We start from the raw sequence: 12207 nt of genomic DNA on the forward strand, positions 1-12207 counted from the left end.
CCTCAAACACCAAAACCTTTAACAGGGCGGCAAATTATACAGATGCTGGCCAAGATTAGCTAGTAATCAAATAGCCTTGTTATCGCATCAAAAATCAAACATTCACCTGGTTTGGCGCCCAACATGAGTAAAATAATGTTAGAATCGATTTCCAATTAAAGAGGGAAATTATGAAGCAACGCTACACATTAACTTTAGCCCACATTAATGATACCCACTCTAACTTTGAACCCAGCCCCGTTCAGTTTAGCCTCGAGAATCAACAAAAAACATATACCCTCGAAGCACGTTCTGGCGGATACGCACGTTTAGGTTATCAAATTGAACACGCCAGACAACAAGCAGCAATCAAACAGTCGCCTTTTATTTTTTTGCATGGTGGTGATAGTTTTCAAGGGACATTATATTTTAGAGAGTTTAAAGGTGCAGCCAACGCGCATTTACTAAACTTACTCAAACCTGATGCTATGGTAATAGGTAATCACGAAGTCGATGCAGGCAATAGCCCAGTTCAAGCTTTTCTAAACCGTATCGATTTTCCGGTACTAGCTGGCAATATGGACCTAAGCCAAGAAGACCGACATAAATCGGGCCGACTTTATGGCCATCCAATGCTGTACGATTTTGATGACTCAACTGAAACAGCCAAAGTATTAATTAAGCCATTTCATGACACTAAGTTAGCCATTATTGGTATTACATTAGATCAAATGCGCTTAATTGCACGGCCCGATCCTGACACCCACTTTGCCAACGCCATCGACACGACTTTGCGGACAATACAACGCTTACACCAGCAGGGTATCTATCACATTATAGTATTGAGCCATTTAGGCTTAGATCAAGATCGAGAACTTGCTGCAAAAGTTGATGGGATCAGCTTAATTGTTGGCGGTCATTCTCATACACTGCAAGGCCAACTGAGTGATATTGGTTGGAGTAATATTCCTTATGCAGAAACGATTAATTCAACGCCTATTTTACATGCAGGCAAATATGCAGAAACAATTGGCTTGGCTGAAATATGTTTTGATCAACATGGCAAAATAGTTGAATTACAGGGCAATAACTATTTTATGGTCGATGAAAACATCACAGTAACCACCAAAGACGGTCATGCCACAGACAGTAATACTGCCGCAACCTTAGTCAAACAACTTTTTGCTCATCCGAGTATTAAAGACGCACAACATGATGAACATATTCACTCAGTAATCCATACTCAATACAGACCATCATTAGATGCGATAGAAAATCAAATCCTTGGCCATATTCCTCGCGACTTTGTCCATACACGCTTACCAAGTAAACACTTACCTCATGGCAGTGAAATCGCCCCCTGGGTCAGTCGAAGCATGTATAAAGCGGCTAAAAATATTGAACCAACAATAGATTTTGCCTTGCACAATGCCGGTGGGGTAAGACAGTCACTGAACAAAGGCCAATTATCTTTAGCCGATGTTGTGGGGCGCATTTTGCCCTTTGAACTCCCTCTTACCTTATATAAAATTCAAGGTAAATACCTTATCGAAGCATTAGAGTCCGCGATAAACTCCGCGACCAATAACGGCATAATGGGTACAGGCGCAGGCAGTTTCCCCTACCCTTATGGCTTGCGCTACTTTTATGACGGTAAGCAAGCTAAAGGCTTAAGGATAACTCAGATTGATATCTACAAAGACGATCAATGGCAAACACTAGAACCTAATAAGCTGTATTTGGGAGTATCAAGTTCTTATACTGCAGCAGGTAAAGAAGGATACGAGGCATTATTACATGCTCATTGGCAGCAACCCATTAGTAATCAAACACTGCCTGAAGCTTTTATCGATTTTGTAAGCCAGCATGGACACCTTATTACTGGGCAACTATTTGCTAATGTTCACTACATTAGCCATCACGATTAAACCATCTAGTGATAATACCTAGCCACTGGCACACTCAAACGCTGCCAGCGGCTTTTACGACTTTACAAGCCAGCATGGACAGCTTATTACTGTGCAACTATTTGCTAATGTTCACTTCATTAGCCATCACGATTAAATCAACTAGTGATAATACCTAGCCACTGGCACACTCAAACGCTCCCAGCGGCTTTTACGACTTTGTCAGCCGGTATCGATAACTTAAGAGTGGGCAACTATTTGCTAATGTTCACTTCATTAGCCTGAACGATTAAACCATCTAGTGATAATACCTAACCGCTGGCAGATAACAATTATTCGTGCTAGATCACAGACCATAATCAGCTGAGATGGTTAAATAGCATAAAATTGAGCCAATCTCGTTATCCAGTGTCATCTGTAGATAAAATAGGAATACATACATGAAAGCTAAATTAATCGCATTTGCTGCCGCAGCCACTTTGGCTTTAGGTGTTTCCTCTGTGTGGGCACAAGGTGCTTTGCATCAAGCAGAAGTCATCGACACTATGAATGGTGGCGGTTACACCTATGTTCAGCTAAAAGAAGCCGACAAAACATACTGGGCAGCAGGCCCACAAACTGAAGTGAATAAAGGCGATAAAGTTGAAGTGTCTGAGCAAATGTGGATGACCGATTTTAAAAGTTCAAGCCTAAACAGAACATTTGATAAAATCATGTTTGTTGGCAACATTAATAAAAAATAGTACGTTTTATCGCAAAAATCTTACATAATTGACCAATCTTACCGATTGGTCTTTTTTATGAAAAACTCAATAAATCAACCAAGTCAAATCGTTGATTTTTCAGCGTCCTACGCTACTCAAGTAAGCCAGTTATACCATACTGCTGTGCAAGGTATTGAACATCCGAGATACCCGAAACTAAAACTTGATGCATGGTCATTAGCCCCCCGTTCAGCTAAGTTCTGGCAATTACAATGCAAGCGAAATAAAGCTTGGATTGCATTAAACAAGCAACAGGTCATCGGTTTTATTAGCCTAGAAACTCATTTTAACCACCAGGGTTATATTGACTGTTTATACGTGCACCCCAACTTCCAAAATCAAGGTATAGCAAGCTCGCTATACCAACACCTTGAACATTGGGCAAAGCAGCAACAATATCCATTTGTCAGTGTCGATGCGTCATATTTATCTAGAGCTTTGTTTGAGGCCATGGGTTTTGCCTTACAACAAGTCAGCTACCAACAAAAACGTGGCCAAACGTTTACCGGTTTCTATATGAAAAAAGCGCTCTGCACGCCACGAGAGGCCTCAAAGGACAGTGACTAGCGGTAACGGTATAAGTGTTAAAAGCCAAGATGCTAGGATGATAACGAGCGAACGCTTTGGCCGCTTTATTTAGCAGCGTAGCGATCTAGCAGGACGCAATCCGCCCTAGCCTCTAGGCTGTTACGTTCGTTATCGCTTGCCATCGCTTATTACCAAGGTCACCGCTTTAAAAGCGGTTGCAGCATTTCTTCTAGTCCATTGAGCTTCACTTCATACATTAATGCAAGCTGCTCACCAAGCTTACCTTCTGGAAAGCCTTTTGAATGAAACCACACTAAATAAGGTTCAGGTAACTGCAGTAACTTACGGCCAGCATATTTACCAAATGGCATGGTTTGATTAATCGCTTCTAATAATTGTTGTTCATTCATGACTTCGGTCCCACAGCTTTGATGGCTAAAACCCAAGTGTAACACGCTGCAAACCGTAAAAAAGTCCCTCATAGCGCCAACTATTACTTATATCAATTTCGAATAACAAAAGTAAAAATAAGATGTAAAAAGTGTATCAACAAGATATGAAAGCATAATATGCCAAATTAGCTGGCCAGTAATGGGGTACATGTTCCTCAGTAAAGTGCTTTAAGTGATTATAAAGTTTAACTTTTAAATAACATTCCAGCGTGCGACACCATGTTGTCAATTTTTTGCCGTACAAGCTAATTTAGTCAATTAAACATCTAGGCGACATTTATAAAAAACTGTCAAAAATCAGCTAATTGACCAAATCTAATTCAGTATTTAAAGTGAGTTTAGAATTATTTTTAGGTAAGTAACAAACTTGGTTGGGAGGGCTGTATAGATGATCATATTAGTAGGTGGTGAGAAAGGCGGCAGCGGTAAAAGCTGTTTAGCGCAAAATATTGCGGTGTTCCTGACCCAAGAGGCAGATGCCTGCGTGATTATGGTCGACTGCGATCCACAAAGAACAACATCAGACTGGATCCAGGCTCGTAACAACAACCCCAAATTATCGGCGATAAACTGCGTACAGCTTTATGGCAAAATCCGTAATGACCTCCTCAGCTTAGAGCAACATTATGACTATGTAATTGTCGATTGTGGTGGTCAAGATAACCTTGCCTTACGAGCATCTATGTCAGTTGCATCACATGTATTAATGCCGTTAAGACCAAAACGTCGCGACTTGAAAACGGTCAGCCACATGGACGATATCGTGTCCACTTGTTTGATGATAAATCCCAAAATGAAAGCATCATTTGTAATCACACAATGCCCGAGCTTACCTAACCAAGCAAGTCGAATCAGCGAAGCAAAAGATGTTTGTCGTACTTACGATATTAACGTATTAGATGCAGTTAACTACAGTCGTAACATTTATGACGACAGTGAAGAATCGGGCTTATCAGTATTTGAATTAGAACCCAAAGGTAAAGCAGCAGAAGAGATGCGCAGTATTGCTTGCGAATTACTTGAGATCACCGATGCAAAGCAACTCCTTAAACAGCGCAATACAGCATCGAATGTGACCACATTGGGAGGAAATTATGGGACTAGCCGATCTCAAGAAAAACGCTTCGTCATGTAAGCAAACCAATAACATCGCAGTATCAATTGATGACTTTATTGCAGCTGCAGATCTCTACGCCGCCGGTAAAGGTGGGTCTCGACATGCGGTAACCTCTGAGGTTGTTGGCACCGAGAGTCAAACGAATATAATTGATTTTCTACAGCGTAAATACCCGCAGAAATTGGGGGCAATAAAATCAAATAGCAACAACAAAAAGCAACCTTATAAGCGCTGCACTTATACTTTAAGCGAGACAGCTATCACTCAGTTAGCCTTGCTGAGCCAGCAAGGCGGCATAGCAAAGTCAAAGCTGATTAGACAATTGATTTCACAATATTTCAGCTTATCGCCACTACAACAAAAAAGCTTAGAAGCTAATTTTAAAGATTAATCGTTAATTTACTTTGTGATTGGTCAGGATGTTCCCCTTTCTCCCCCCACCCTTTCACTGGCTAATAAATATGAAGGTCATATTTATTAGCCAGTGCTTTTTTCTAAAAACTCAACCTCTCATACCGCTGCACAAGTTAATATTTTCCCAGCACCTAGAGTTAATTTTTGCTAAAGCTTGAATTTCTTTACAAACAGCCCCATTAATCTCACATAGGGCAAAATTTTATAACAAACACAGCTAAAGCTATCGAATAACATCACGGAGTAGTGCGAAAACTTGTCAGCACAGATATAAGCTTGAAATAAAAACCAAAAAAACCTTTTTGACTATTAGGATCCTTCTATGATCGCGATTGTAACATTGCTCATTATATCAATGACCGCTATTGGATGGATTACCAGTAGTCAATGGCGCCTCAATCGTCAACGTAGCATAGTGGCTAGCAAACCATTTCCAACACTATGGCGTAATATATTAAAAAAGCGCTTTCCTTACTTTAAAGCCATGCCAACAGACTTGCAGCTACAGCTTAAAAAGCATATCCAAGTGTTTATTAGTGAGAAACAATTCGTCGGTTGTGACGGATTCGACATAAATGACGAAGTAAAAGTCACCATAGCAGCCCAAGCCTGTTTATTATTGCTCAACCGAAAAACTGATTACTATCCTAAACTGAAACAAATTTTGGTCTACCCAAGTGCATTTATTGTTCATCAAAACCGCACTGATATAGCAGGCGTGTATTCTACTCAGCGTAATGTGTTACTGGGTGAATCTTGGGAATATGGCAAGGTAGTGTTGTCATGGAACAGCACTGTAGAAGGCGCTGCAGATCCGTTTGATGGCAGCAATGTGGTTATTCATGAATTTGCTCACCAACTTGACCAAGAAGATGGTAGCGCCAATGGTGCGCCTCCTTTACGAGATATCACCTCATATCGTTCTTGGTCTGCTACTCTGGGGCAGGAATTTAAACAACTTCAGCATTGCGCTCAACAGCATATCCCGTCATTATTCAATTATTACGGCGCAACTAATCCCGCAGAGTTTTTTGCTGTAATAAGTGAAACATTTTTTGAACGACCTATTGAGTTTTACCAACAACATAATCAATTATATAAAGAATTGAGCCAGTTTTATCAGCTAGATCCAATAAATTGGCATTAGATAAGTCATCAACATAATAATAATTCATAACGTAAAAGGAATACTATGCAATCAATCATTAACAGACTTGGATTTATTGCGGTGTTAATGACCACAGTAGCAGCCTTCGACTTGCATGCAACAGAAGCCGATGACACCTCACTTGGTCAAAGCCAAACCGAACCAAAAAACAAGCAAGTGAGCCAACAAGTAAGCTCCGAAAGCGAAGCCGTGATTAAGAATATTAGCCAGGCAAATGAATTAATTGACAGCCAAGGTTTATCTGCAAAGGACAGCCAAGCCGTCAGCGCTTTATTAAACCAGTTACATGAAAGCGCAGCAGCAGCTGACTGGACGACTTATTTTAGTCTTTATCACCCACAAGCAGTGTTTATTGGTACCGATAAGTCAGAACGATGGGATATGCTTGAGTTTGAACGCTATGCCAAACCCACTCAAGGTTGGCGTTACGATGTAAAGTCTCGCCACTTACTGCAAATTGACGATACCATTGTATTTGACGAACAGCTTTATAGCCCAGAATATGGCATTAGCCGAGGAACAGGTGCATTAGTTCAAACGGTTGATGGTTGGAAAATAGCACAATATCATTTGAGCTTTCCGATACCAAACGACAAAGCTAAACGTATTACTAGCTTAATTATGCAATAATCATCAGTTCATCAGGGTGACCATGTTTATTATCACGGTCACCCTTTTGTTTAAGAGCAGATGCTTAATATCCAGTGATAAACCTTTAACCCACCCAATAATAGTCAATAACTAAATAGCCTTGTTATGCCATCGACACCGCAAAACACACATTTGCCAACTCACTAAAGTGAGTAAAACTGTCAAAATCGTCTTGTTCAAAATGACGCCCAGAGCCCAACCTATCGGCATAAAACAAGCCTAATACTTTATTTCCAACAGATAATGGGGCTAATAGAAATCCATTTTGGGAAAATCGTTCCACAAGCACATCATCTACTTGTACTTTGCATTCATTGCTGGTTGGTGCATTAACCCAAAAGCTCTTTTTTTGCCCAATACACTGAGTAAAGACCGATTGGGGATCATCAAGTTCAATCACAAATGCTTGCTTTAATAATTCAGCGCCATCGCCCATCATCACTCTTGGCTGTAATAGTTTACGACTCGGTGATAATAACAATACACCGCATCGGTCTAAACCAACACCGGTTAGCATGCCCTCTAATGTCGTGTGCATGATTTGATTAAAATCAGTTTTTACCGCAGCGTAATGGGTTAATTGCCTCAGTTTACTTAATTGATAAGCGTGATTGGTTTCACGTACCTCAGAAGGCACAACTGGAGCATCAATATTGTCTAATACATTAGCGGTATGAGGTAAATAAGACACAATCGCTTTAGCACCGTATTCGATAGCTAGCTTATGGGTTGTTTCACTGCAATCAATAAACTTTTCAGTAAATTTAGCCACACTGATGTCTAACATATCGGCGGCTTGGGATAAGCGCTTATGCAACTCTTCAGCATTAACGTTAGGTTGCGATACTATCTCCGATAACTTATCGGCTAAAAAAATACAACGGATTTCGGGCATACGTTCATCTGGCTGCGTTAACGATTTAATTAACACGTCACCTAACCCCCAGCTTCTGGCAATACTCTGGGTAAGCTGAATAAATGACGTACCAAGCTCAGCTCGTATCAATGAGTTTTGCTCTATTTTATCATCGGTTGATAACAGTTTTTTATCTAGCTGTTCGGTTAGCTCACCGCCCATGCTCCAAAAAGCACTTTCACCGATGCGATACAACAAAGAAGCGATAAAAACTTCTTCACGTAACGATTCTCCTCGATCGCTCATCATCATTCTGGCGAGCATGGCCGCCTGAAAAGATTGCGCCATCAGCTTTAACAAGCGTTGATAAACACTGGCACTCAGATGTTTGTTTTCGAGTAAACTGGTCAGTAGTTTTGCGGTAATGCAAATATTACGAATAGTATCAAATCCGAGTACTACGGCTGCGCGGCTGACAGTCGACACCGGATTAATACCTTTATTGTAGGTAGCACTGTTTGCTACTCGCAAAATTCGCGAGGTAAGTGCGTTGTCGTGCATGACACTTCGACCGAGTAAAGATAATGAAGATACATCGTCTTTAGCCAGCTTTTCTAAATCACGCACTGTGGAACATAATGCAGGCATTTCTTGATCACTGATACGCTTGGTCCAATAATCAGCCCCTTTTTGCTGAGTCATCGCCTTCAAAATTTAACCTAAATGTAACAAACATTGATTTAGTATACTCAATTTCAACACAGTGTCTTGTAGAGATTGTCATTAGAGCAAGCTAGCTCACGCATCAAAGTAAAACAACGATATTTGCTTTCAAATGACGTGGCAATAAACCAATGAATAAGTCGCAATCACTCTCATGGTTAGTAAATGATGTGCTAACTGCGTCACTTTATTTATATTTTAGTGAACACCATTTGAGTTGAATCTGTTTGATGTGCAGAGTAACAAGCATGAGATAAAAATTAAGCAAAAAAAAACGGCTCACAAGAGCCGCAATCACAAATAATGTGGTTAAAAAGCTTACGGGTAGGAAGTAGCCAAACAATCAGGATTAACAACTAAGTAAAACTTATAATCCAACATCCTTGGATAAAAATCCCGTGCTGCCTGTAGGTGAGCTGCACGGGGTTACAACAGCCACAAAGTGACTAAACTTGTAAAACGGTTGGGACTATAGGTTAAAACTGTTCTTCTTCAGTAGAACCTGTTAGCGCTGTTACTGATGATTTACCACCTTGAATACAGGTTGTGACTTGGTCAAAGTAACCAGTACCCACTTCTTGCTGATGCGATACGAAGGTATAACCTTTCTTAGCCGCAGCAAATTCAAGTTCTTGAACTTTTTCAACATAATGCTTCATGCCTTCACCGCGAGCATAGTCATAGGCTAAATCGAACATGTTGTACCACATGTTATGAATGCCCGCTAACGTGATGAACTGATACTTGTAACCCATGTTAGACAGCTCTTGCTGGAATTTAGCAATCGTGACGTCATCTAGGTTCTTCTTCCAGTTAAACGATGGAGAACAGTTATAAGCTAATAGTTGATCTGGGTACTTAGCATGAATAGCATCAGCAAACTTCTTCGCTTCTTCAAGACAAGGTTTAGCCGTTTCACACCAAATTAAATCAGCATACGGAGCATACGCAAGACCACGAGAAATGGCTTGGTCTAAACCCGCTTTGACACGGTAGAAACCTTCGCTAGTGCGTTCGCCAGTTACAAAGTCACGGTCATATTCATCACAATCTGAAGTCATTAAATCTGCAGCATTGGCATCAGTACGTGCAATAACTAACGTATCAACACCGCTCACATCTGCAGCTAAACGCGCAGCAACAAGCTTTTGTACTGCTTCTTGGGTTGGAACAAGAACTTTACCGCCCATGTGACCACACTTTTTAACCGACGCGAGTTGGTCTTCAAAGTGAACCCCAGCAGCACCAGCATCAATCATCGACTTCATTAGTTCGAAAGCATTCAGTACGCCACCAAAACCGGCTTCAGCATCTGCAACGATTGGTAAAAAATAATCAGTATAATTGTCATCACCAGGATTAACTTCTTTGCCCCATTGAATTTGGTCAGCTCGGCGGAATGAGTTATTAATACGGCTCACAACCGCTGGAACTGAGTTTGCTGGGTAAAGTGATTGATCAGGATACATGGTGCCCGCTAAGTTAGCGTCCGCAGCAACCTGCCAGCCTGATAGGTATATTGCTTCGATACCTGCTTTTGCTTGTTGTACTGCTTGACCACCAGTAAGTGCACCCAGCGAGTTTACGTAGCCTTTTTTAGCGCCGCCGTTAACCAGTTCCCACAATTTTGCAGCACCCATTTTAGCAATCGTGTTTTCTGGTACAACAGATCCACGTAATGCGACAACTTCTTCAGCAGTAAAAGGACGCTTAACAGATTTCCAACGTGGATTTTCAGCCCAATCTTTCTTAATTGCATCAACCTGTTGCTGACGAGTTAGTTGTGTAGTCATAGTGTCGCTCCTTTCTGTGTGAGGGTAGCAAAGTGAATCGTTCAACTTTGCTTAATTCAGTGGTGTTGTAATTAATATTCTGTTACTGGCATTAAGCCGTTAACAGTTCGTATCCGGGTAATGTTAAGAAATCAACTAACTCATCTGAGGTAGTAATTTGTTCAAATAACGTTGATGCTTTAGCGAACTGGCCTGCATTAAAGCGTTCTGCGCCGAGTTCCTTCTTAACGTTGGCCATTTCTTCTTTCAACATATCTTTAAATAATGCTTTAGTGACAAGCTTGCCATTTGATAGACTTTTGCCATGTTGAATCCATTGCCAAATAGAGGTGCGTGATATTTCTGCCGTAGCAGCATCTTCCATCAAACCGTAAATGGGTACGCAACCATTGCCCTGGATCCATGCTTCGATGTACTGCAATGCAATGCGAATATTCAAACGCATGCCCGCTTCGGTTTTTTCACCATCGCAAGGTTCAAGTAACTCACTGGCTAAAATCGGCGCATCAACATCACGAGTAATGTGCAATTGATTGGTTCTATCACCACCAATGTAATCATTGAAAATTTTCATTGCGGTATCAGCTAAACCAGGATGAGCCACCCAAGTGCCATCGTGGCCATTGCGAGCTTCTAATTCTTTATCACCACGTACTTTTTGCAGTACCAGCTCGTTAGTCGCTTCATCTTTTGCTGGAATAAATGCCGCCATTCCGCCCATCGCTAATGCACCACGCTTATGGCAGGTTTTAATCAATAAGCGTGAATAGGCACTTAAAAACTTGGTGTCCATGGTGACGGCTTGACGGTCTGGTAAAACACGATCTGGATAATTTTTTAAGGTTTTTATGTAACTAAAGATATAGTCCCAGCGACCGCAGTTTAGTGCGACTATGTTTGAACGAAGCTCATAAAGAATCTCTTCCATTTCAAACACTGCAGGCAAGGTCTCAATTAAACAGGTACATTTAATCGTGCCAGGTTCTAAGCAGAAACGCTCTTCAACAAACGCAAACACTTTAGCCCACCAACGTGCTTCCACATGACTTTCTAGCTTAGGAATATAAAAATAAGGCCCTGATTTTTTGGCCAAAAGTTGGCGGTAGTTGTGATAAAAATACATCGCAAAATCAACTAAACCACCAGGTATAGGTGTGCCTTTATACTCAATGTGTTTTTCAATAAGATGTAAACCACGTACACGAGCAATTAACACTGCTGGATCTGGATTTAACGAGTAATGCTTACCGGTTTCTGGAGCGGTAAAATCAATATCACCACGAACGGCATCGCGAAGGTTAATCTGACCTTCAACAATCTTTTGCCAGCTCGGTGCTAATGAATCTTCAAAATCAGCCATAAACACTTTTACATTGGCGTTTAAGGCATTAATGATCATCTTACGGTCAACCGGGCCAGTAATTTCAACTCGTCTGTCGGTCAAATCATTAGGCATACCACGGATAGTCCAATTGCCATCTCGTATTGCACGGGTTTCAGGTAAAAAATCTGGTAGTTCGCCATTATCAATACGTGCTTGCTTTTGCTTACGCAGTTTTAGTAGTTCTGGCACTTCATCAACAAACTTGGCACATAACGAATCAAGGAAAGCCACGGCACCAGAATTAAAAACCTCTTCTTGGCCATTAACAGTGGGGCCAATAAAAGTGAGATCGGTTTTAACCGAATCATCAGCATTTGCTGTGGACTTACTGTACTGGGCTACTAGTTGTTCTGCCGTCATAATAATGGCTCCCTAAATGCTGTCTGTTTTGATATTGGTGGACATGCTTCTCTGTATAACGCTATCTACTGCTAACTCATTTATGCCACATTCTTGTATCAACTGAATCAC

11 protein-coding genes are annotated in these 12207 nt (G+C 41.0%); 7 read left to right on the forward strand and 4 right to left on the reverse strand.

All coding sequences use genetic code 11. The annotated features are described in order from the left end of the window. The first annotated feature begins 170 nt into the window (after positions 1-170). The 3 genes from H5185_RS18230 to H5185_RS18240 all read left to right on the forward strand — a co-directional run bounded on the left by H5185_RS18230 (position 171) and on the right by H5185_RS18240 (position 3217). Complete coding sequence (locus H5185_RS18230; RefSeq protein ID WP_182742807.1) at positions 171-1907, forward strand: bifunctional UDP-sugar hydrolase/5'-nucleotidase; 1737 nt, start codon at positions 171-173, stop codon at positions 1905-1907. 419 nt (positions 1908-2326) lie between these two features. Continuing rightward, positions 2327-2629, forward strand: coding sequence for an NrfJ (locus H5185_RS18235; RefSeq protein ID WP_124016844.1), 303 nt, complete (start codon positions 2327-2329; stop codon positions 2627-2629). A 57-nt stretch (positions 2630-2686) separates the two neighbouring features. Beyond that, positions 2687-3217, forward strand: a complete 531-nt coding sequence (locus H5185_RS18240; RefSeq protein ID WP_182742808.1) for a GNAT family N-acetyltransferase — start codon at positions 2687-2689, stop codon at positions 3215-3217. Positions 3218-3375: 158 nt separating this feature from the next. Here H5185_RS18240 and H5185_RS18245 read toward each other — a convergent pair whose 3' ends face one another. Beyond that, positions 3376-3588 carry a DUF3820 family protein gene (locus H5185_RS18245; RefSeq protein ID WP_041413444.1) on the reverse strand — a complete coding sequence of 71 codons (213 nt, stop codon included), beginning with the start codon at positions 3586-3588 and terminating at the stop codon, positions 3376-3378. Positions 3589-4018: 430 nt separating this feature from the next. Between H5185_RS18245 and H5185_RS18250 the strand changes: the two genes are divergently transcribed. The 4 genes from H5185_RS18250 to H5185_RS18265 all read left to right on the forward strand — a co-directional run bounded on the left by H5185_RS18250 (position 4019) and on the right by H5185_RS18265 (position 6959). Next, a complete protein-coding gene (locus H5185_RS18250) occupies positions 4019-4765 on the forward strand; it encodes an AAA family ATPase (protein WP_182697958.1) in 747 nt (248 codons plus the stop codon). After that, the gene (locus H5185_RS18255; protein ID WP_182742809.1) at positions 4725-5138 is read left to right on the forward strand and encodes a CopG family transcriptional regulator; all 414 of its coding nucleotides are present in this window, start codon (positions 4725-4727) and stop codon (positions 5136-5138) included. The genes H5185_RS18250 and H5185_RS18255 overlap by 41 nt, the downstream gene beginning before the upstream one ends. Before the next feature lie 345 nt (positions 5139-5483). Beyond that, on the forward strand, positions 5484-6308 hold the full coding sequence (locus tag H5185_RS18260; RefSeq protein ID WP_182722007.1) for a M90 family metallopeptidase: 825 nt from the start codon (positions 5484-5486) through the stop codon (positions 6306-6308). Positions 6309-6353: 45 nt separating this feature from the next. Next, the gene (locus H5185_RS18265) at positions 6354-6959 is read left to right on the forward strand and encodes a nuclear transport factor 2 family protein (protein WP_124016839.1); all 606 of its coding nucleotides are present in this window, start codon (positions 6354-6356) and stop codon (positions 6957-6959) included. Positions 6960-7083: 124 nt separating this feature from the next. On the opposite strand, the gene H5185_RS18270 is transcribed toward H5185_RS18265, so the two are convergent. The 3 genes from H5185_RS18270 to aceB all read right to left on the reverse strand — a co-directional run bounded on the left by H5185_RS18270 (position 7084) and on the right by aceB (position 12096). After that, entirely contained in the window at positions 7084-8538 is a 1455-nt protein-coding gene (locus H5185_RS18270) for an HDOD domain-containing protein (RefSeq protein ID WP_124017010.1), read from the reverse strand. 497 nt (positions 8539-9035) lie between these two features. Further along, positions 9036-10352, reverse strand: coding sequence for an isocitrate lyase (aceA, locus tag H5185_RS18275; RefSeq protein WP_182697954.1), 1317 nt, complete (start codon positions 10350-10352; stop codon positions 9036-9038). 91 nt (positions 10353-10443) lie between these two features. Continuing rightward, a complete protein-coding gene (aceB, locus tag H5185_RS18280) occupies positions 10444-12096 on the reverse strand; it encodes a malate synthase A (RefSeq protein ID WP_124016837.1) in 1653 nt (550 codons plus the stop codon). Positions 12097-12207: the final 111 nt, after the last annotated feature.

The organism is Shewanella sp. SG44-6 (assembly GCF_014164185.1).
Taxonomy (GTDB): Bacteria; Pseudomonadota; Gammaproteobacteria; order Enterobacterales; family Shewanellaceae; genus Shewanella; species Shewanella vesiculosa.

What these genes read in the sequence shown, in the direction of transcription:
- aceB (WP_124016837.1), bottom strand. Translation starts at nt 12,096, where the DNA reads ATGACGGCAGAACAACTAGTAGCCCAGTACAGTAAGTCCACAGCAAAT.
- H5185_RS18255 (WP_182742809.1), top strand. Translation starts at nt 4,725, where the DNA reads ATGGGACTAGCCGATCTCAAGAAAAACGCTTCGTCATGTAAGCAAACC.
- H5185_RS18260 (WP_182722007.1), top strand. Translation starts at nt 5,484, where the DNA reads ATGATCGCGATTGTAACATTGCTCATTATATCAATGACCGCTATTGGA.
- H5185_RS18245 (WP_041413444.1), bottom strand. Translation starts at nt 3,588, where the DNA reads ATGAATGAACAACAATTATTAGAAGCGATTAATCAAACCATGCCATTT.
- H5185_RS18270 (WP_124017010.1), bottom strand. Translation starts at nt 8,538, where the DNA reads ATGACTCAGCAAAAAGGGGCTGATTATTGGACCAAGCGTATCAGTGAT.
- H5185_RS18235 (WP_124016844.1), top strand. Translation starts at nt 2,327, where the DNA reads ATGAAAGCTAAATTAATCGCATTTGCTGCCGCAGCCACTTTGGCTTTA.
- H5185_RS18265 (WP_124016839.1), top strand. Translation starts at nt 6,354, where the DNA reads ATGCAATCAATCATTAACAGACTTGGATTTATTGCGGTGTTAATGACC.
- aceA (WP_182697954.1), bottom strand. Translation starts at nt 10,352, where the DNA reads ATGACTACACAACTAACTCGTCAGCAACAGGTTGATGCAATTAAGAAA.
- H5185_RS18230 (WP_182742807.1), top strand. Translation starts at nt 171, where the DNA reads ATGAAGCAACGCTACACATTAACTTTAGCCCACATTAATGATACCCAC.
- H5185_RS18250 (WP_182697958.1), top strand. Translation starts at nt 4,019, where the DNA reads ATGATCATATTAGTAGGTGGTGAGAAAGGCGGCAGCGGTAAAAGCTGT.
- H5185_RS18240 (WP_182742808.1), top strand. Translation starts at nt 2,687, where the DNA reads ATGAAAAACTCAATAAATCAACCAAGTCAAATCGTTGATTTTTCAGCG.